This is a genomic window from Orrella sp. JC864 (assembly GCF_037026685.1).
Taxonomy (GTDB): Bacteria; Pseudomonadota; Gammaproteobacteria; order Burkholderiales; family Burkholderiaceae_B; genus Orrella.
Map to the genome: position 1 here is coordinate 1 of NZ_JBANET010000022.1, position 18,294 is coordinate 18,294.

At 71.1% G+C, this 18,294-nt stretch carries 19 protein-coding genes and 1 pseudogene; 3 read left to right on the forward strand and 17 right to left on the reverse strand.

Annotation, left to right across the window (positions count from 1 at the left end):
* From V8Z80_RS17270 to purE, 8 genes and pseudogenes are all read right to left on the reverse strand, one after another.
* Positions 1–369 (reverse strand): annotated as a pseudogene (locus V8Z80_RS17270) (hypothetical protein); the annotation flags it as partial.
* 158 nt (positions 370–527) lie between these two features.
* Positions 528–1,511: a FecR family protein gene (locus V8Z80_RS17275; RefSeq protein ID WP_336062906.1), complete on the reverse strand. Its 984-nt coding sequence runs from the start codon at positions 1,509–1,511 to the stop codon at positions 528–530.
* A gap of 3 nt (positions 1,512–1,514) precedes the next feature.
* Entirely contained in the window at positions 1,515–1,856 is a 342-nt protein-coding gene (locus V8Z80_RS17280) for an RNA polymerase sigma factor (protein WP_336062907.1), read from the reverse strand.
* On the reverse strand, positions 1,857–2,051 hold the full coding sequence (locus V8Z80_RS17285) for a hypothetical protein (protein ID WP_336062908.1): 195 nt from the start codon (positions 2,049–2,051) through the stop codon (positions 1,857–1,859). It abuts the gene before it with no gap.
* A complete protein-coding gene (locus V8Z80_RS17290) occupies positions 2,041–2,709 on the reverse strand; it encodes an STN domain-containing protein (protein WP_336062909.1) in 669 nt (222 codons plus the stop codon). The genes V8Z80_RS17285 and V8Z80_RS17290 overlap by 11 nt, the downstream gene beginning before the upstream one ends.
* 173 nt (positions 2,710–2,882) lie before the next feature.
* Positions 2,883–3,911 carry an L-threonylcarbamoyladenylate synthase gene (locus V8Z80_RS17295; RefSeq protein WP_336062910.1) on the reverse strand — a complete coding sequence of 343 codons (1,029 nt, stop codon included), beginning with the start codon at positions 3,909–3,911 and terminating at the stop codon, positions 2,883–2,885.
* Between the two features lie 19 nt (positions 3,912–3,930).
* Positions 3,931–5,115: a 5-(carboxyamino)imidazole ribonucleotide synthase gene (locus tag V8Z80_RS17300; protein ID WP_336062911.1), complete on the reverse strand. Its 1,185-nt coding sequence runs from the start codon at positions 5,113–5,115 to the stop codon at positions 3,931–3,933.
* A 35-nt stretch (positions 5,116–5,150) separates the two neighbouring features.
* Positions 5,151–5,627: a 5-(carboxyamino)imidazole ribonucleotide mutase gene (gene purE, locus V8Z80_RS17305; protein WP_336062957.1), complete on the reverse strand. Its 477-nt coding sequence runs from the start codon at positions 5,625–5,627 to the stop codon at positions 5,151–5,153.
* Positions 5,628–5,915: 288 nt separating this feature from the next.
* On the opposite strand from purE, the gene V8Z80_RS17310 reads away from it, so the two are divergent.
* The gene (locus V8Z80_RS17310) at positions 5,916–7,226 is read left to right on the forward strand and encodes a ParB/Srx family N-terminal domain-containing protein (protein ID WP_336062912.1); all 1,311 of its coding nucleotides are present in this window, start codon (positions 5,916–5,918) and stop codon (positions 7,224–7,226) included.
* Positions 7,227–7,230: 4 nt separating this feature from the next.
* On the opposite strand, the gene V8Z80_RS17315 is transcribed toward V8Z80_RS17310, so the two are convergent.
* The 3 genes from V8Z80_RS17315 to fba all read right to left on the reverse strand — a co-directional run bounded on the left by V8Z80_RS17315 (position 7,231) and on the right by fba (position 9,598).
* Positions 7,231–7,458, reverse strand: a complete 228-nt coding sequence (locus V8Z80_RS17315) for a dodecin (RefSeq protein WP_155192875.1) — start codon at positions 7,456–7,458, stop codon at positions 7,231–7,233.
* A gap of 127 nt (positions 7,459–7,585) precedes the next feature.
* Positions 7,586–8,467 (reverse strand): phosphoribosylaminoimidazolesuccinocarboxamide synthase, encoded by an 882-nt coding sequence (locus V8Z80_RS17320; protein ID WP_336062913.1) that lies wholly within the window; start codon positions 8,465–8,467, stop codon positions 7,586–7,588.
* 66 nt (positions 8,468–8,533) lie between these two features.
* Positions 8,534–9,598, reverse strand: a complete 1,065-nt coding sequence (gene fba / locus V8Z80_RS17325) for a class II fructose-bisphosphate aldolase (protein WP_155192879.1) — start codon at positions 9,596–9,598, stop codon at positions 8,534–8,536.
* A gap of 106 nt (positions 9,599–9,704) precedes the next feature.
* On the opposite strand from fba, the gene V8Z80_RS17330 reads away from it, so the two are divergent.
* Positions 9,705–10,271, forward strand: coding sequence for a DUF924 family protein (locus tag V8Z80_RS17330; protein ID WP_155192880.1), 567 nt, complete (start codon positions 9,705–9,707; stop codon positions 10,269–10,271).
* A 2-nt stretch (positions 10,272–10,273) separates the two neighbouring features.
* Here V8Z80_RS17330 and V8Z80_RS17335 read toward each other — a convergent pair whose 3' ends face one another.
* Both V8Z80_RS17335 and V8Z80_RS17340 read right to left on the reverse strand, forming a co-directional pair.
* The gene (locus V8Z80_RS17335) at positions 10,274–11,182 is read right to left on the reverse strand and encodes a M23 family metallopeptidase (protein WP_155192882.1); all 909 of its coding nucleotides are present in this window, start codon (positions 11,180–11,182) and stop codon (positions 10,274–10,276) included.
* Between the two features lie 9 nt (positions 11,183–11,191).
* The gene (locus tag V8Z80_RS17340) at positions 11,192–12,271 is read right to left on the reverse strand and encodes an autotransporter-associated beta strand repeat-containing protein (protein ID WP_336062914.1); all 1,080 of its coding nucleotides are present in this window, start codon (positions 12,269–12,271) and stop codon (positions 11,192–11,194) included.
* Positions 12,272–12,361: 90 nt separating this feature from the next.
* On the opposite strand from V8Z80_RS17340, the gene V8Z80_RS17345 reads away from it, so the two are divergent.
* Entirely contained in the window at positions 12,362–13,429 is a 1,068-nt protein-coding gene (locus tag V8Z80_RS17345; RefSeq protein ID WP_336062915.1) for a helix-turn-helix domain-containing protein, read from the forward strand.
* A gap of 7 nt (positions 13,430–13,436) precedes the next feature.
* Here the strand turns inward: V8Z80_RS17345 and V8Z80_RS17350 are convergent, their stop codons facing one another.
* Genes V8Z80_RS17350 through V8Z80_RS17365 form a run of 4 tightly spaced genes read right to left on the reverse strand, consistent with a single transcriptional unit; the run spans position 13,437 to position 18,083 of the window.
* Positions 13,437–14,198, reverse strand: coding sequence for an ABC transporter ATP-binding protein (locus V8Z80_RS17350; protein ID WP_155192888.1), 762 nt, complete (start codon positions 14,196–14,198; stop codon positions 13,437–13,439).
* Positions 14,195–14,968 carry an ABC transporter ATP-binding protein gene (locus V8Z80_RS17355; RefSeq protein ID WP_155192890.1) on the reverse strand — a complete coding sequence of 258 codons (774 nt, stop codon included), beginning with the start codon at positions 14,966–14,968 and terminating at the stop codon, positions 14,195–14,197. Before V8Z80_RS17355 ends, V8Z80_RS17350 begins: the two co-directional genes overlap by 4 nt.
* Positions 14,965–16,872 (reverse strand): ABC transporter permease, encoded by a 1,908-nt coding sequence (locus V8Z80_RS17360; protein WP_155192891.1) that lies wholly within the window; start codon positions 16,870–16,872, stop codon positions 14,965–14,967. Before V8Z80_RS17360 ends, V8Z80_RS17355 begins: the two co-directional genes overlap by 4 nt.
* Complete coding sequence (locus V8Z80_RS17365; RefSeq protein WP_336062916.1) at positions 16,869–18,083, reverse strand: ABC transporter substrate-binding protein; 1,215 nt, start codon at positions 18,081–18,083, stop codon at positions 16,869–16,871. The genes V8Z80_RS17360 and V8Z80_RS17365 overlap by 4 nt, the downstream gene beginning before the upstream one ends.
* Between the last annotated feature and the right edge of the window lie 211 nt (positions 18,084–18,294).

Consider the following 18,294-nt stretch of genomic DNA (forward strand, 5'->3'; position numbering starts at 1 on the left):
AGCCGCGCGCGCCGCCTCCTGCGCGGCCTGCTGCGCGGCAATGGCGTTGGCCGTGCGGTTCAGGTTGGCGATCGAGCGCGAGAGCTGCTCGCGCGCCTGGGCCTGCTGGCGCGCCGAAGTGGGCAGGGCCGCCCCAGGCACGGGCGCGCGCTGGGCGGCGCGGGCCTGGCCGCCCGCACTGGCGCCGGCGGCGAACCAGGCGCCGCTCGCGGCATGGGCCGGCGCCGGCAGCAGCGCCGAAGACAGGCCGCCGGCGGCCAGCGCCGCGGCCACCGCCATGGCGGCGGGCGTCAGGCGCACGCGGCGGTCACGGCGGACTCGGCTGGAGACAGGGCGGGCGGCATAGGGCTGGGTGTCGTAGCGGGACATGACGGCATTCCGGTGAAATCGGGCATGGGTGATCGGGTGCGGCATCGCACCTGCTTTCCCAATAGACGATTCACTTTCGTGAACCCGAACCGGAAGTTTTGTGATTCTTTTGTGACTGCCCGGCGCCGATCCTGCGCGGACGCCGGGCGTCTTGGCGCTTAACTCAGTATCCTGACGCCGCCGGGCAGCGACCGCACCTGGGCATCGACCAGTTGCTCGATGCGCGCCAGCGCCTGCTCGATATCGTCCACGCTAAAGCGCCCGCTCAGCCGCCGTCCGGCCAGGCGCTCGCCCACGACGACGATACGGCCGCTGCGATAGCGGTTCAGGTCGGCCACCACCTCGGGCAAGGGGGCCTCGTCGAACACCAGCCAGCCGCGCCGCCAGGCCGACAGGCGCTCGGCGCCGACCGTCTCCACCGCCTGCACGGCACGCGTGTCGTAGGCCACCTGCTGGCCGGCGGCAAGGCGGCGCACGCCCAAGGGATGGCGCAGCTCCGCAAAGCCTTCGATGCAGCTGGCGCATGCGCGCCCGCCCAGCCAGCGCACATCGACGCTGCCCGAAGAAAACACCAGCAGGCCGGGGCCGGCCTGCAACTCGATACGATGTGCCGCATCGCGCGCGCTGACGGCGGCCTCCCCGCCGATCAACGCCAGGCGCGTGTGCGCCGGGCCGGCCGTGCTGACCGACAGGCTGCTGCGTGCGCTCAAGGCCACCTGCACCTGGCCGGCCAGGTCGAACTCGCGCAACTCGCCCACGCGGGTGCTGTAATCGGCGCCCCATTCGTTCAGGGCCGGCAGCCTGCCCAGCCAGGGCAGCACGCCCACGGCGGCGGCACCAGCCGCCACGACGCCCGCGCCGCCGGCCAACAGCCAACGGCGCCTGCCGGCCTGCAAGACGCCCGCCCGCCTGGCCCGGGCCAGGCGGTGCACCTGCAGCACCTGGCCGAGCTCGTGCCAATCGCGCTTGGCCTGCTCGAAGGCCAGCTCGTGCGCCGGGCCCATGCCCAGCCAATGCGCCAGCGCCTTGGCGTCGTCCGTGGTCGCACGGCCCGAACGGATCAGCCGTATCCACGCTCGCGCCTGGGCCTGCAGCGCCTCGTCCGGCTGCGCAACGCTGGCGGTAGTCGCAGTGCGCGTCATCGTTCAGTCCTTCATGGCCTTGGCGCACAGCTCGTGCGCCTTGCTCAGCTCGCGCTCGACCATGCGCAGCGAGATGCCGTAGCGTTCAGCCAGCTCGCGCTGCGAAACGCCGTCCATGCGCACGGCCTCGAGGATCTGGCGCTGGCGCTCGGTCAGCTTGTCCATGGCGCGCAGCGCCGCCTCGATGTTGCGGTGCGCGGACACGACCTCGGCGGTGTCCGGCGCCTCGCGCAGCGCCAGCAAGGCATCGGCCTCTTCGCCGCTGAGCAGGCGCGCCTCGCTGCGCAGCCGGTCGATGGCGATATTGGAAGCCACACGATACAGGAAGGCCTGCGGACTGCGCACCTACGCGTCCAGCGCATTGCGGTCGGCCAGGCGCACATAGGCCTCGTGCAGCGCATCGCTGGCATGGTCGGCCGACCCCAGCTTGCGCGTCAACGCGTGCTTGAGCTGGTCGTAGCGTTCGGCGAAATAGCGCCGCAGCTCGGCCAGGCCCGTATCGCCGGACAGGCGCGGGCTGCGTTCGGCCTCATCGCGCATGGCAGTCCCGGCCAGGCTGGGCCTGCGGCTCGATCAGCAGGGCCACGGGCTGGCCCTGGGCCGCCGGCGACAGGCCCGGCACGCTCAGCCCCTGCAAGGCTTGCCGCACGCCATCATCGCGCGCGGCATCGCCGGTGGGCGCCAGCACCACACGGACGATGCGCTGCTGCTCGACCCAGACCCGCAAGGCCAGCCGATAGCCGCCCGGCTGCGTGGCGGGATCGGCGCACAAGGATTGGGTGATGCGCCATTGCAGCAAGGCATGGTCGCGCCCCTGGCCGGACGGGGCGCGGCGCGCGGCCGCGGTGCCGGCGGCCGGCGCGGTGGGCACCAGCATCGCCACCCCGCCGCCGGCATGGCGCACGGCCATGCCCGAGCCCTGCACCAGCCGGCGCAGGGCTTCGACGGGCGTATACCAGCCGCGCACGGCCTGCGCCCGCCGCGCGCGCACGCCGTCGCTGTCGTAAAGCAGCGGCAGATCGGCCACGTCCTGGAAGCTTGCCAGGGCAGCGTTCAGCGGTTGTTGCGGCATGTCGAAATAAAGGCGGCTGTGGCTGTTGGCCCCCGCGGGACCGGCCGCGACGGCGAGGAAACAGGACAACAGGCAAGCCATCGCCAGCCGGAACGGCCGTCGCACGGCCGATGCGAGCACCTTCATGCCTTGATGTCCCTGCCTGTGGGTCGCCTGCCGGACTGACCGGCAAGCCAGCCCCGCAATCTATCGACGGGATATTTCAGCGGCGTGACATCCAGACACCCATTTGCGGCCGCCGGGCCGGCGCCGGCCCCCGGACACGCCGCCCGCGCGGGCGGACCTGCAGGGACCCGGCACTAGCCTTCGAAGGCGGCGGCCGCGCGCCCGATGCGGTCGTTGACCGCCTCCCACTGCGGGGTGCGTGGCGGGGCCTGCACCAGGATGCGGTCATAGCCGAGCAGGTCCAGCTCGCGCAGCACGGCATAAAGCGATTGCGCATAGCGCCCGGGATCGGCCGGCACCGCGCGCACCGCCAGCCGCCCGGCCGCGGCGGGCGCCAGGCTCGGCGGCTCGTAGCAGACCAGCACGCTGCGGCCGGCCGGCAGGCCCTGTCCCTGGGCCAGCGCCTGCAGCCGGGCGGCATCCAGCACCGCCAGCGGCGTGCGCGGGGCGTAGTGCGCCTTGAGCGAGCCCGATACGCGCGGCGCAGCGGCATCGGGCGCGGACACCGGCATGCCCAGCGCCTGCGCCAGGGCCTGGGCGCCGATGTGGCCCGGACGCAGCAGCACCGGACCGACGCCGCGGTCCAGGCGGGAAAGATCGACGATGGTCGATTCGATGCCCACTTGCGCATCGCCGCCGTCCAGCACCAGCATGCCGGCGGCCACCTGGTCGGGAAACTCGGCGCGCACGTGCGCGGCACGGGTGGGCGAGACCTGGCCGAACTTGTTGGCCGAGGGCGCGGCCACGCCGCCCTGGCCGCCCGGCTTGCCGGCCGCGAAGGCGCGCAGCAGGGCCTGGGCCACGGGATGCGAGGGGCAGCGCAGGCCGATGCTGTCCTGGCCCGCGCTGACGGTCGGATCGATATGCGGGGCGCGCGGCAGGATCAAGGTCAGCGGGCCGGGCCAGAAGGCCTGGGCCAGTTGCCGGGCCTGCGGCGGCACGGCGCCGCTCCAGTAGGCCAGGTCGGCCTCGGGCGCCACGTGCACGATCACCGGATGGTCGGCGGGCCTGCCCTTGGCGGCATAGATGCGCCGCACGGCTTGCGGCTGCTCGGCGTCGGCGCCCAGCCCGTAGACGGTCTCGGTGGGAAAGGCGACCAGTTCGCCGCGCGCCAGCGCCTGGGCGGCCTGCGCGACCTGCGCCTCGGTGGGGCCGGCGCTCATGGTCGAATCGGCCCGCCGCTCACAGCGCCGGATCGGGCAAACCCAGCACGCGCGCCACCTGGGCCGCGGCGGCCTGCGCCTGTGCCAGCGTGGGCGCCACGCAGGTGACGTGCCCCATCTTGCGGCCGCGCCGGGCCTGCTTCTTGCCGTACAGGTGCAGCTTGGCCGCCGGCACGGCCAGCACGCCGGCCCAGTCGGGCTCGCGCGGCGTCTGGCTGCCCGGTTCGAACCAGGCGTCGCCCAGGATGTTGAGCATCACGGCCGGCGCCAGCAGGCGCGTGCTGCCCAGCGGCAGGCCGGCCAGCACGCGGGCCTGCTGCTCGAACTGGCTGCACTGGCAGGCGTCCAGCGTGTAGTGGCCGCTGTTGTGCGGGCGCGGCGCAATCTCGTTGACCACCAGGCGGCCATCCCGCAGCACGAAGAACTCCACGCACAGCACGCCCTGGTAATCCAGGCCGCGGGCGATGTCCAGCGCCGCCTGCACGGCCTGGCGCTCGAGTTCGGGCGCCAACGCATCGCCGACCGTGGTGACGGCCAGGATGCCGTCGTGATGCACGTTGCGCGCCACGGGGAAGACCTCGGCCTGGCCGTCGGCGCCGCGCGCCAGCACGACCGAGATCTCGAAATCCAGCGGCAGCAGGGCCTCGAGCACGCAGGGCACGCCGCCGAAGCCGGCGTGCGCGGCCAGCGCCTGCTCGCGCGTGGCCACACGGGCCTGGCCCTTGCCGTCGTAGCCCAGCCGGGCCACCTTCAGGATGCCGGGAAACAGCGCATCGTCGGCGCCCTCGATGTCGGCGCTGGCGCGGATGGGCGCATGCGGCGCCACCGCGATGCCCTGGGCGGCCACGAAGGCCTTTTCGTCGATGCGGTCCTGCACGATGGCCACGGCCTCGCCGCCAGGGCTGACGCGGCAGCGCTGCGCCAGCGAACGCAGGCTGCCCGCCGGGACGTTCTCGAACTCGGTGGTGATCACCGGGCACAGCGCCGCCAGTTCGGCCAGCCCGGCGGTGTCGTCGTAGGCGGCGCGGATGTGGCGCTCGGCCACGGCGGCCGCCGGCCCCTCGTCGGCCGGGTCCAGCACCGCGACCTGATAGCCCAGGCTTTGCGCGGCATGGCAGAACATGCGGCCCAATTGGCCGCCGCCCAGCAGCCCCAGCCAGGAACCGGGGGCAAGCGCGGAGGAAGAACGGAAGTCGGTGCTCATGCGATGGGAAACCGGAAGAAGGAAAGCGGCGCGGCCTATACCACGGACGGCGGCGGCGGCACGACCATGGCGCGCGCGGCCTCGGTCTGGCGCTGGCGAAAGGCCAGCAGCTTCTCGCGCAAGGCGGCGTCGGTGGTGGCCAGGTTGGCGATGACGTGCAGCGCGGCGTTGGCCGCGCCGGCCTCGCCGATGGCGAAGGTGCCCACGGGCACGCCCTTGGGCATCTGCACGATGGACAGCAGCGAATCTTCGCCGCGCAGGTAGCGCGAAGGCACGGGCACGCCGAACACGGGCACTTCGGTCAGCGCGGCCAGCATGCCCGGCAGGTGGGCGGCGCCGCCCGCGCCGGCGATGATGGCGCGCAGGCCGCGCGCGTGGGCCGCGGCGCCGTAGTCGGCCATATCCAGCGGCATGCGGTGCGCCGAGACCACGCGCGACTCGCAGGGCACGCCGAAGGATTCGAGCATGGCCACGGCATGCTTCATGATGTCCCAATCGCTGGACGAACCCATCACCACGCCTACGACGGGCGAGGTGCTGGCGAAGGAAGCGGCTGCGGCGGGCGCGCCGGGGTCGGGAGCGGTCATGGCGGTCAGGGCGCGGGGCGGCGAAAAACGGCCATTTTACCGCGCCGGGGCTTGCGGCGCGGATTTCCCGCCCAGGCGGCAAGAAAGCCAAACGACAGCGCAATGAACGCAACCAGCCATGCGGGCGCAATACGGCCTGCCTACCATCGCCCGCTTCGGCGGTACGGCCTTGCGCCGCCCGCGGGATCCCAAAACAACGAAACAGGCCTGCACATGTCGCTTTTCTCCTTGCTTTTCCCCTTGGCGGTCCGCCGCGCCCTGGCTGCCCTGACCCTGCCGCTGGCCCTGGCGGCTTGCAGCAGCAGCGACGACGATCCGCCCGAGCCGCCGCCCGCGGCCGACGAGGCCGAACCGCCGCTGGCCGAGCCGCCAGCCGAGCCGCCTGTCGAACCGGCCCCGCTGCCCCATGTGGACGCGCAGCCCGGCGACCTGCTGGAAGTGCCCATCGGATCGCTGCGGCCCACCCAGGCCGCGATCGGCTACGACCAGGTCTATTACAAGCTGGGCCGATGGCAGCCCGACATGGCGCGTCCCACCTGGGCCGCCGATCCGGCCAGCCACCTGAACTACCTGAACCGCACGCTGGGCAAGAAGTTCGACGACTTCTGCGAGGACACCGGACAGGGCGAGCGCGCCCAGCCGTTCCAGACCCTGGACGAGGCCCTGGCCGCGCGCCTGGACGTCCCGGGCAGCTTTGCCTGCCGCGATGCGCCGGGCACCGATGCCGATGCGCTCAAGACCGTCGTGGTCGGCCCCGGCGGCGAGCTCTACCTGACCGACGGCCACCACACCTTCAGCTCGCTGTACGAGGTGCCCGACGGCGGCCCGCAGCTCAAGGTCTGGGTGAAGGTCGATGCCAACTACAGCGACGCGGCCAGCGAAGCCGAGTTCTGGCAGCGCATGATCACGCAAGGAAAGACCTGGCTGCGCGACGGCGGGAACAATCCCATCACGCCGGCCGAACTGCCCACGCGCGTGGGCATGCAACACCCCGACCGTCCGGGCGGCATGGCCGAGGACCCTTACCGCTCGCTGGTGTATTTCACCCGCGGCATCGGCTATGACAACGGCGGCCTGCCCGAATTCGCCGAATTCTACTGGGCCGATTACCTGCGCGGGCAGACCGCGGCAGGCCATCTTCAGCCCATGAGCGCGTATGCCATGCAGGCGCCGCACCCGGTAGCCGACATCCTGGCGCAAAGCACCTTGAACAGTTCGCTGGCCCCGCGCGGCAGCGACACCAGCTATCCGGCGCTCATCCGCGATGCGGCGCTGCGCATGGCGGCGCTGGGCGATGCGGACGCGGTCAGCGCCGGGCTGACGGCCGCGCAGCTGGGCCGCATCGCGCTGGCGCCCGGCGCGCCCAACCCCAGCCCCACCAAGTCGGCCCGCGACGAACTCGAGGACATCGCCCGCAACGACGTCAACAGCAGCGGCAATCCGCGCGGGGCGGGCAAGCTGTGGTTCGCCGTCAACTACCGCCACTGCGGCGCGCCGGCCACCGGCACCTGCTGGGGCTGGTAGCGCCCTATTGCCGGCCGCCGTCCTTCTCTTCCAGGCGCACGCCCAGCTTCAGGGCCACCTGCCAGTGCGCCACCTTGCCATCGTGCAGGTGGCCGCGCACCGCGGTCACCTCGAACCAATCCATGTTGCGCAAGGTGCTGCGGGCGCGCTCGAGCGCGCGCCGGATGGCGTCGTCGCTGGATACGGCGGAAGAACCGACGAGTTCGATCTGCTTGTAGACATGGTCGGACATGGACGTCTCCTTGCGAGTCAGGGTACGGGCCCGGCATGGGCCCGCCTGCCGTCCATTCGATCATGCCCGCCGCCGGCAGGCCGTATGCAATGGTTTCAGCGCCGCTCCAGGCGTTTCCCGCGCCCGCTCAGGCGGTCAGCCGCTGCAGCGCCTCGCGGTACTTGGCGGCCGTCTTCTCCAGGATGTCGCGCGGCGCGCGCGGGGCCGGCGGGGTCTTGTCCCAAGGCTGGGTTTCCAGCCAATCACGGATGAACTGCTTGTCGAAGGACGGCGGGCTGATGCCCTCGCGATAGCCGTCCACCGGCCAGAAACGCGAGGAGTCGGGCGTCAGTACCTCGTCCATCAGGTGCAGCGTGCCCGACTCGTCCAGGCCAAATTCGAACTTGGTGTCGGCGATGATGATGCCCTTGGTGGCCGCGTATTGCGCCGCCTCGGTGTAGAGCCGCAGCGTCACGTCGCGGATGCGCGCGGCCAGTTCGGGGCCGATCGCCTGGACCACATGTTCGAAATCGACGTTCTCGTCGTGGCTGCCGAACTCGGCCTTGGCCGCGGGCGTGAAGATCGGCTGGGGCAGCTTGCCGGCCTGTTTCAGGCCGGCGGGCAAGGGCACGCCGCAGACCGCGCCGCCGGCCTGGTAGTCCTTCCAGCCCGACCCGATGAGGTAGCCGCGCGCCACCGCCTCCACCAGGATGGGCTTGAGGCGCTTGACCACCATCGAGCGGCCGCGCACCTGCTCGCGCTCCTCGGGCGCCACCACGTCCTCGGGCGCGATGCCGGTGCTGTGGTTGGGCACGATATGCGCCAGCTTGCCAAGCCAGAACTCGGTCAGCTCGGTCAGCACCTGGCCCTTGCCGGGTATGGGATCGTCAAGGATCACGTCGAAGGCCGAGATGCGGTCCGAGGCGACGATCAACAGTTTGTCGTCGCCCACGGCGTACATGTCGCGCACCTTGCCGCGCGCCAGGAGCGGCAAGGACTGGATGCTGGATTGGTGCAGGGCGGAAGTCACGGAATTTGGCCTCGAAGGACTGCGGGAAAAGGGCTGCCGCGCCAGGCGCGGCAGGGCGGCCGGCCTTTACTGGACGACCTGGGCCAGCTTGCCCGAAGCGTACTGGCGGGCGATCTCGTCCAGCGGCACGGGCTTGATCCGGCTGGCGTGGCCAGCCGCGCCGAACTCGACGTAGCGCTGCGCACAGATCTTCTGCGCGGCGGCGCGGGCCGGCTTGAGATATTCGCGCGGATCGAACTTGGAAGGGTTCTCGGCGAAGAAGCGGCGGATGGCGCCGGTCATGGCCAGGCGGATGTCGGTGTCGATGTTGATCTTGCGCACGCCGTACTTGATGGCTTCCTGGATCTCTTCGACGGGCACGCCGTAGGTCTCCTTCATGTCGCCGCCGAACTGGCGGATCTCGGCCAGCAGCTCTTGCGGCACGCTGGAGCTGCCGTGCATCACCAGGTGGGTGTTGGGCAGGCGGGCGTGGATTTCCTTGATGCGCGAAATCGACAGGATGTCGCCGGTGGGCTTGCGGCTGAACTTGTAGGCGCCGTGGCTGGTGCCGATGGCGATGGCCAGCGCATCGAGCTGGGTGCGCCGCACGAAATCGGCGGCCTGCTCGGGGTCGGTCAGCAGCTGGTCCATGGTCAGCGTGCCTTCGGCGCCGTGGCCGTCTTCCTTGTCGCCCTTCATGGTCTCGAGCGAGCCCAGGCAGCCCAGCTCGCCCTCGACCGTCACGCCCAGCTTGTGGGCGGTGTCCACCACCGTCTTGGTGACCTGGACGTTGTATTCGTAGTCGGCGATGGTCTTGCCGTCTTCCATGAGCGAGCCGTCCATCATCACGCTGGAGAAACCCAGGTCGATGGCGCCCTGGCAGACCGCCGGCGACTGGCCGTGGTCCTGGTGCATCACCACCGGGATGTGCGGATAGCTTTCGACGGCGGCCTGGATCAGGTGCTTGAGGAAGGCTTCGCCGGCGTACTTGCGCGCGCCGGCCGAGGCTTGCATGATGACCGGGCTGTCGGTCTGGGCGGCGGCTTCCATGATGGCCTGGACCTGCTCGAGGTTGTTCACGTTGAAGGCCGGAATGCCGTAGCCGTGTTCGGCGGCATGGTCCAGCAGCTGGCGCATGGAAACGAGGGCCATGAAATGGTGCTCCTGAAATTATGATGTGAAAATAAGCGGATACGAGCCGTCTGAGCGCGGGATTTTACCGGTTCGCCCAGGCGGCGTTTTGCAGGAGCCCGAGCCCATGCCTTCTTCCCCTGTCCCCGGCCCGGTCCCGCCCGAAGCGGCCGACGTGGTGGCCTTCTGGCACCAGGCCGGCCCGCAGCGCTGGTTCGCCAAGGATGCGGATTTCGATGCGGCCTTCTCGGCCCGCTACATGAACCTGCACATGGCCGCCGCACGCCGCGAGCGCGAAGACTGGCTGTCCTGGCCCGAAGGCTCGCTGGCGCTGCTCGTCCTGCTCGACCAGTTCCCGCGCAATGCCTTTCGCGGCACCGGCCACATGTTCGCCACCGACGGGCTGGCCCTGGCCTACGCCCATCGCGCCATCGAAGCCGGGCACGACCGGCAGGTGCAGCCCGCGCTGCAGCCTTTTTTCTACCTGCCGCTGCAGCATGCCGAGGACCGGCGCGAGCAGGCGCGCTCGGTGGCGCTGTCGCGCCGCCTGGACGAGGACTTCCTGAAGTGGGCGGTGCTGCACCAGGAAATCATCGAGCGCTTCGGCCGCTTTCCGCACCGCAACCCGCTGCTGGGCCGCGTCACCACGCCGCAGGAGCAGGCCTTCCTGGACGAGGGCGGCTTTGCCGGCTGAACTCAGGGCTTGAAAGCGCCGATAAAAATGGCCGGGTCGACCCGCGCGTCGTTCAGGCTGACGTTCCAGTGCAGGTGCGGGCCGGTCGCGCGCCCGGTCGCGCCCACGCGCCCGAGCTGCTGGCCGCGGGCCAGCACCTGCCCGGGCTGGACCTGCACCGCGGACAAATGGCAGAACATGCTGATGAAGCCCTGGCCGTGGTCCACGAACACGGTCTTGCCGTTGAAGAAATAATCGCCGACCAGCGTGACCACGCCGGCGGCCGGCGCCCTGACCGGCGTGCCGGCGGGCACGGCGAAATCCAGGCCCGAATGCGGGTTGCGCGGCTCGCCGTTGAAGTAGCGGCGCAGGCCGAAGGGGCTGGACAGCCGGCCGCCTTCGACCGGGCGGTCCAGCACGACGTTGCTGGGCGTGCCGGCCCGGAAATTGCGGTAGGCGCGGTTCTGCTCGTCCAGCTCGCGCTCGATGCGCTTGAGGTCTTCGGGTTCGGGGCTGACCTGGCGGCGGTTCTTCAAGGTGATGTGCTGGGCCTCGTACTGCTTGCTGCCCACGGTGAAAGACACGCTGCGGCGCGCCCCGCCTTGCTCGACCTGCAGCGCGTGCGCGCCCGGCTCGGCCGACAAGGGGATGCCGACCACCGCGATCCAGCGGCGCCCTTCCTCGCGCAGCACCATCACCGGCTTGCCCTGGTAGCTGGCCTGCGGGGCCTGCGGCCCGTCGCCCAGGCCGAGCACGGCCACCCCGCCCGGCACGGGCCGGTTCAGCGTCCGGCTGATGAAGCCCTCCGCCCGGGCCAGCCCGGGCGGCAGCAGCAGCGAGCAGGCCAATGCGGCCGCCAGGCGGCGCCGGCAAGGGTCGGGCGGGGCCGCGGCGCGGCCGCGGGAAACGGAACGGATGGGCTTGGCTGTCATGCGCCCATTCTAATGGCGGCGCACCGCCAGATAGGCGCGGTGGTCCTCGTATTCGACGCGCACGTCCTCGCGCCGCAGGCCCGGCGGCAGCCGGCCGATCGCCAGGTCGCGCCGCTCCAGGCTGGCATAGCCCAGCAGCAGCGTGCGGCCCGCGCGCACCGGGCCGCTCAGATCGAGCACGGCGCCATCGAGCGCGAGCGCGCCGGCATCGAGCCGGTCGCCGCCGCCGTCCGGCCCCAGCGCAAAGGCCAGCGTCGAGCCTGGCGCCGCGTGCAGCCGGCCCAGCTGCAGCGCGCGGCCGCCGTTGCCCGGCGCCAGCGTGGCGCCGGCTTCGAGCGTGCAAGGCATGGAGATGCAGCCCGAGCCCGCCAGCCGGGCGCCCGCGCCCACGAACACACGGCTGCCCTGCAAGGAGCCGTCCACGCGCAGGCAGCCGCCGTCCACCCAGGTATCGCCGCGATACAGGCAGGTGCCCGAGAGCGTCAGCGTGCCGGGACCGACCTTCTGCAAGCGGCCGCCCCGGGCGCCGTCGGACAGGGTGCCGCCGAACACGTCATGCTCGCCCAGCGCGCCCAGCCGCAACATCGCCGGCCCCAGGTGCACGGCGCCGGTGCCGCACAGCGAACCCACCGTCAATGCCTCGCCCTCGATGTGCCCGAGCATCAGGATGCCGTCGTGCCGGATCCGGGCCCCGGACGCGTCGGCCAGGTGCTCGAAGCTCAGGCCCGCCTCGGGCCCGACGTAAATACAGGAAGCCCCGGCGACGGCCTCGTGCATGAAAAGCGCACGGCCCGAAAGAATGTCGATCGCGCTGGCGCCCGCGTCGGCCGACCCGGCCAGCAGCAGCGTCCCGCCATGCACCAGCACGCGGGGCGGACAGGTCTGGCCCGTGCCAAAAACGGCGATCTCGCCAGGCGCGACGGCTTGCACGGGACAACCGGCCGGCATGGCCGCCGGCCCGTCCAGCGGCCGCCCCGGCGCGCGGCCGGTCTTTCGGCCAGGCAAGATGGGGGCCGGCGCGCCGGGCTGCGCATCGATGGGCACCGCGGAATCGAGCTCTTGCATGGGCGTCCAGGCTTGCCGCAGCAAGCCCCCTCCTGGAAGGAAAGCTTGAGACCCGTTGATTGTTGCAATTTCTGGTCACAATCGTGGCAGACGATTTGAACCGGAATCCACTTATTGAGCGCAAGACTTGTATATTCGTCCCAATGCGAACTTCCGGTATTTGCCATGGCCTGCCAGCCGCTGCTGTCGGTCGCTTTCGACACCGACTACTTTCCCGCTCACGAACGACTGGATGTCTGGCGCGCCTGCATCGCCGACGTGTTCGACATCCAGCCGCACCCCGGCACGCCGGCCTCGGCCTTCCATGCCTGCATGCACGGCTATAACCTGGGCGGCATGCTGGTGGGCAGGGTGCGCGACAACGGCATCCACTACGGCACCTCGGTCTCGTCCGAGCGCACCGACCACATCCTGGTGCAGACCTTCGTGCACGGCGGCCACCACAGCGAAGCGGACGGCCGTCCCGTGACGGTCCTGCCGGGGCAGACCTGCGTGCTGGATGTCGGGCGCAGCCTGCGCAGCCGCCGCCATGGCGCGGCCGACATCATCAACCTGATGCTGCCGCGCGAGGCGCTGGCCGGGCTGCCCGACCTGCACGGCCTGATCCTGGACCCGGAACGCGGCCGCCTGCTGGCCGACTACCTGCAGTCGCTGCTGCAAGCCCTGCCCAGCCTCGGGCAGGAGGATGCGCGCGCCGTCGAGCGCATCACCCGCGACATGGTGGTCATGTGCCTGCGCCCCAGCGCCGAGAACCGCGAGCGGGTCCTGCCGCAGATCGAGGCCGGCACCTTGCGCCGGGCCAAGCGGCTGATCGAGTCGCGCCTGACCTGTCCGCAGCTGTCGGCCCGCCTGCTCTGCCAGCAGCTGGGCATTTCGCGCTCTTCGCTGTACCGGCTGTTCGAGCCCGAGGGCGGCGTGGCCCACTACGTGCAAGGCCGGCGCCTGCACGCCGTGCGCCAGCTGCTGGCTCGGCCCGGACCCCGGCATCGGCTGGCCGAGCTGGCGGCCCGGTTCGGCTTTAGCGACGGCGCGCACCTGAGCCGGGCCTTTCGCGCCCGCTACGGCCATACGCCCAGCGAATGGCGCGAGCACGCGTGCCAGGCCGCCGCCGGGGCCGCGGCCGACAGTGCGCCCCAGGACCATCTGGTGTTCCGGCGCTGGCTGCGGGAAATCCGCGCCTGAATCCGCCTCATACTCCCAGGTATTGCCGCCGCAGCGCCTGGTCCGCCGCCAGCCGCTGCAAGGATCCCTCGTAGGCCAGCTGCCCTTTCTCCAGCACATAGGCGCGGTCGGCCACCAGTTGCGCGAAATGCAGGTTCTGCTCGGACAGCAGCACGCTGGTGCCGGCGGCCTTCAGGGCCAGGATCATCCCTGCCATCTGCTCGACGATCAGCGGGGCGATGCCCTCCGAAGGCTCGTCCAGCAGCACCACGTAGGGATTGCCCATCAGCGTGCGCGCGACCGTCAGCATCTGCTGCTCGCCGCCGCTCATCTGCGCGGCCGGACGGGCGCGCAGCTCGGCCAGGTTGGGAAACAGCCGGTACAGCGCCTCGGGGGTCCAGGCGTGGACCGGCGTGCCGTCGGGCCAGCGGCGCGGCCGCTGGCGGCCGACCTCCAGGTTCTCGGCCACGCTCAGCTCGGTGAAGATGCGGCGGTCCTCGGGCACGAAGCCCAGGCCGGCGCGGGCGATGCGATGGGTAGGCCAGCCGCCGATATCCTGGCCCATGAAGCGCACGGTGCCGCCGCGCCGGGCCAGCATGCCCATCAAGGCCTTGATGGTGGTGGACTTGCCCGCGCCATTGCGGCCCAGCAGGGCCACCACCTCGCCGCGGCCCACCGCCAGGTCCAGGCCGTGCAGGATGTGCGCCTGGCCGTACCAGGCGTGGAGCCCCGCCACCTGCAGCAGCGGCTCGCGCGGCGGCGCTTTCGGGCCGGCATCCTCGTGTTTCATGCGCCTTCTCCAGGGCCCGCCGCAAACGTGCTGCCGCGCCCGAAATAAACCTCCTGCACGCGCGCGTCCTCGCGCACCTGCGCGGGCGGACCTTGGGCGATCAGCCGCCCGCGCGCCAGCACGACGATGCGGTCGGCATGGGCGAAGACCACGTCCATGCTGTGCTCGGTGAACAGCACGGCCATGCCGCGCTCGTCCACCAGCCGCCGCGTCAGGCCCATCAATGCGTGGCGCTCGGCCGGGGCCATGCCGGCGGTGGGCTCGTCCATCAGCAGCAGGCGCGGCGCATTGGACAAGGCCATGGCCAGCTCGACGCGCTTGACGTCGCCATAGGCCAGCTCGCTGCAAGGCCGGTCGGCCTGCTCGCGCATGTCCACCTGCTCGAGCAGCGCCAGCGCCTGGCCGCGGTGCTGCGCCGCTGCGCCGCGCCAGAACGAGAACACCCGGCGCTGGTGCGAAAGCAGCGCCATCTGCACATTCTCGGCCACGGTCAGCGTGCCGAAGGTGGCGGCCACCTGGAAGGTCCGTCCCACGCCCCGCGCCCAGATCCGGCGCGGCGACAGGCCCGCGATTTCGCGCCCGTCCAGCCGGATGGAGCCGGCACTGGGGGCAAGCTGGCCGCCGATCATATTGAACAGCGTGGACTTGCCCGCGCCGTTGGGCCCGATCAAGGCCAGCAGCTCGCCGGGCGCCAGCGCAAAATCGACCTGGTCGACCGCGCGCACGCCGCCGAAGGCCTTGCACAGCCCTTGCACTTGCAGCAGGCTCATCGCGGACCTCCCGCGGCCGCCAGGCCGCGCCAGAGCCGGCCGAGCTGCCCGGCCGCGCCGGCCAGCCCCTGCGGGAACAGCAGCACCAGCAGCAGGATCACCGCGCCGAACAGGGCACGCCAATAGTCGGTGGCCCGCATGATCTCGTCCTGCAAGGTGGTGAAGGCGGCGGCGCCCGCCAGCGGGCCCGCCAGCGACTGGATGCCGCCCAGCAACACCATCACCAGCGCGTCCACCGACTTGCCGATGCCCAGGGCATCGGGCGAGATGCTGCCCTTGGAAAAGGCGAACAGCGAGCCCGCCAGGCCGGCGAACAGCCCCGCGATCACGAAGCCGGCCCATTGCACCCCCTGCACCGGCACGCCGATGGCCAGCGCGCGCAGCGGCGCGTCGCGGCTGGCCCGCAAGGCCAGCCCGAAGGGCGAGAACACCGCCCGGCGCAGCAGCAGCACCGACCCGGCCACCAGCGCCAGCGTCAGGTAGTAGTAGGCCGGCCCGGCCGAAAGCCAGGCGCTGGGCCACAGGCCGATCAAGCCGTTGGAGCCGCCGGTCACCGCATCCCATTGGAAGACGACGGACCAGACGATCTGCGCGAAGGCCAGCGTCAGCATGGCCAGGTAGACCCCCGACAGGCGCACGCAGAACCAGCCGAACACCAGCGCGCCCAAGGCCGCGGCCAGCGGCCCGAACAGCAATGCTGCCTCCATGGGCAGGGACAGGCCGCGCAGCAGCAGCGCCGCGCCATAGGCGCCCAGGCCGAAATAGGCCGCATGGCCGAAGGAATGCATGCCGCCCGGCCCCATCATGAAATGCAGGCTGGCGGCGAACAGCGCGGCCACCAGCACGTCCTGCATCAGGATCACGGCATAAGGATGGCTGTGCGCCAGCAGCGGCAGCGCGGCCAGGACGGCGAACAGCGCCAGCGCCGCCAGGCGCAGGCGGCGCGAGGCCGGGCGCAGCGGCGCCTCGATAGGCGCGGTGCCGCGGCTGGCGCCCTGCGGCTTGCCGAACAGGCCCCAGGGCCGGAACACCAGCACCAGCGCCATGAACAGGAACTCGACCACCAGCGTCAGCCGCGGGAACTCCACCGCCACGCCCAGGATGCTGACGGTGCCCAGCGCCACGCACAAGGCCTTGATTTCGGCGATCAGCAGCGCGGCCACGAAGGCGCCCGGTATCGAACCCATGCCGCCGACCACCACCACCACGAAGGCCTCGCCGATCACGCGCAGGTCCAGGCTCAGGCTGGCCGGCTCGCGCGGCAGCTGCAAGGCGCCGCCCAGCCCGGCCAGCATCGCGCCCAGGGCGAACACGCTGGTAAAGAGCCAGGCCTGGTTCACGCCCAGCGCCGACAGCATGGCCCGGTCCTGCGTGGCGGCGCGCACCAGCATGCCCCAGCGCGTGCGCGCCAGCAGCAGCCACAGCAGGCCCAGCACCAGCGGGCCCAGCGCGATCAGCACCAGGTTGTAGACCGGATAGGCGCGGCCCAGGATCTCGACCGCCCCGCCCAGGCCGGGCGCGCGCCGGCCCAGCAGGTCCTCGGCGCCCCACAGCCAGAGGGCCGCGTCGTTGATCACCAGCACCAGCGCGAACGTGGCCAGCAGCTGGAACAGCTCGGGGGCGCGGTAGATGCGCCGCAGCAGCAGCATCTCGACCAGCGCGCCCAGCACGCCCACCGCCAGCGCGGCCAGCAGCACGCTGCCCCAGAAACCCAGGGCGGTGGCGCCATAGCGCTCGGCCAGGCTATAGGCCACGTACAGGCCCAGCATATACAGCGAGCCGTGCGCGAAGTTGACGATGCGGCTGACGCCGAAGATCAGCGACAGCCCCGCAGCCACCAGGAACAGCGTGGCCGCCTCGGCCAGGCCGTTGAGCAGCTGGACCAGCAGGCCGGCCAGCGTCATTGCGCCGGACGCAGCTTGCGGACCTCCTCGTCGCTGGGCAACACGTCGGCGCCGTCAACGTAGCGGAAGTCGGTCATGATGCCTTCGCCGTCCTTGAGCGCCAGGCGTCCCACGTAGGCGCCCATGGTGGACTGGTGATCCAGGGCGCGGTATTCGATGGGGCCAAAGGGAATGGTCAGCTTCAGGCCCTTGAAGGCCTCGACCATGGCCGGCGTATCGGTGCTGCCGGCCTTCTTGACGCCCTCGGCCAGCGACAGGATGGTGGAATAGCCCACCACCGAGCCCAGGCGCGGATGCTCGCCGAAGCGATCCTGGTAGGCCTTCAGGAAGGCGTCGTGCTCGGGCGTGTCGATGGACTGCCAGGGATAGCCGGTGACGATCCAGCCCTCGGGCGTCTCGTCGCGCAGCGGCCCCAGGTATTCGGGCTCGCCGCTGAGCACGCTGAGCACCGGCATGTCCTTGAACAGGCCGCGCGTGGTGCCCTCGCGCACGAAACGGGTCAGGTCGGTGGCGAACAGCACGTTGAAGATGGCATCGGGCCTGGCGTCGGCCAGGGCCTGCACCACGCTGCCGGCATCGACCTTGCCCAGCGGGGTGGCCTGCTCGGCCACGAACTCCACGTCCGGCTGCGCTTGCCTGAGCAGGCGCTTGAAGGTGGCCACGGCCGACTGCCCATACTCGTAGTTGGGGTAGACCAGCGCCCAGCGCCGCTTGTTGAGCTTGACCGCCTCGGGGATCAGCATGGCCACCTGCATGTAGGTGGAGGTGCGCAGGCGGAAGGTATAGGGGTTGCCGTTTTCCCAGGTGACCTTGTCGGTCAGCGTCTCGCTGGCCAGGAAGAAACGCTGCTTCTGGCGCGCGTAGTCGGTCAGGGCCAGGCCCACGTGCGAGAGAAAGGAGCCGGTCAGCAGGTCCACGCGCTCGCGCGAGATCAGCTCTTCGGCGGCGCGCACCGCCTCGCCCGGATTGGCGTTGTCGTCGCGGATGACCAGTTCGAGCTTGCGGCCGAGCACGCCGCCCTCGGCGTTGATCTGCTCGACCGCCAGGATCATGCCCTTGCGATAGGGCTCCAGAAAGGCGGGCTGGGCCTTGTAGCTGTTGATCTCGCCGATGCGGATGGCGTCCTGCGCGGCGCGCGCGCCCCACGGCGCGGCGGCGGCCAGCAGGCCCGCGCAGGCGGCCAGCAGGAGGTGGCGGGATACTGCCTTCATGTGCTGCTCCTTGGGCGCCCGGTAGCCGCCCGGTTGGTGTCCTGGTCAGGATGGCGCGGCCGCCCCCGCGGCCCTTGCGCTGTGCCGGCACCGGCCGGCTCCCCCATTTATGCTCAATTTGAGTATTTTTGCCTTAAAAAAAACGGCAAGGCTTTAAGGTATCGGTCTTGTAAGCCTTCTGTCAATCTTGCAGCGCAACACGGGTTGCCGC

Bases quoted from the DNA above. Each gene is read 5' to 3' on its own strand.
- V8Z80_RS17275 (WP_336062906.1), bottom strand. From the start codon at position 1,511: ATGACGCGCACTGCGACTACCGCCAGCGTTGCGCAGCCGGACGAGGCG.
- V8Z80_RS17285 (WP_336062908.1), bottom strand. From the start codon at position 2,051: ATGCGCGATGAGGCCGAACGCAGCCCGCGCCTGTCCGGCGATACGGGC.
- V8Z80_RS17290 (WP_336062909.1), bottom strand. From the start codon at position 2,709: ATGAAGGTGCTCGCATCGGCCGTGCGACGGCCGTTCCGGCTGGCGATG.
- V8Z80_RS17295 (WP_336062910.1), bottom strand. From the start codon at position 3,911: ATGAGCGCCGGCCCCACCGAGGCGCAGGTCGCGCAGGCCGCCCAGGCG.
- V8Z80_RS17300 (WP_336062911.1), bottom strand. From the start codon at position 5,115: ATGAGCACCGACTTCCGTTCTTCCTCCGCGCTTGCCCCCGGTTCCTGG.
- purE (WP_336062957.1), bottom strand. From the start codon at position 5,627: ATGGGTTCGTCCAGCGATTGGGACATCATGAAGCATGCCGTGGCCATG.
- V8Z80_RS17310 (WP_336062912.1), top strand. From the start codon at position 5,916: ATGTCGCTTTTCTCCTTGCTTTTCCCCTTGGCGGTCCGCCGCGCCCTG.
- V8Z80_RS17315 (WP_155192875.1), bottom strand. From the start codon at position 7,458: ATGTCCGACCATGTCTACAAGCAGATCGAACTCGTCGGTTCTTCCGCC.
- fba (WP_155192879.1), bottom strand. From the start codon at position 9,598: ATGGCCCTCGTTTCCATGCGCCAGCTGCTGGACCATGCCGCCGAACAC.
- V8Z80_RS17330 (WP_155192880.1), top strand. From the start codon at position 9,705: ATGCCTTCTTCCCCTGTCCCCGGCCCGGTCCCGCCCGAAGCGGCCGAC.
- V8Z80_RS17335 (WP_155192882.1), bottom strand. From the start codon at position 11,182: ATGACAGCCAAGCCCATCCGTTCCGTTTCCCGCGGCCGCGCCGCGGCC.
- V8Z80_RS17350 (WP_155192888.1), bottom strand. From the start codon at position 14,198: ATGAAACACGAGGATGCCGGCCCGAAAGCGCCGCCGCGCGAGCCGCTG.
- V8Z80_RS17355 (WP_155192890.1), bottom strand. From the start codon at position 14,968: ATGAGCCTGCTGCAAGTGCAAGGGCTGTGCAAGGCCTTCGGCGGCGTG.
- V8Z80_RS17360 (WP_155192891.1), bottom strand. From the start codon at position 16,872: ATGACGCTGGCCGGCCTGCTGGTCCAGCTGCTCAACGGCCTGGCCGAG.
- V8Z80_RS17365 (WP_336062916.1), bottom strand. From the start codon at position 18,083: ATGAAGGCAGTATCCCGCCACCTCCTGCTGGCCGCCTGCGCGGGCCTG.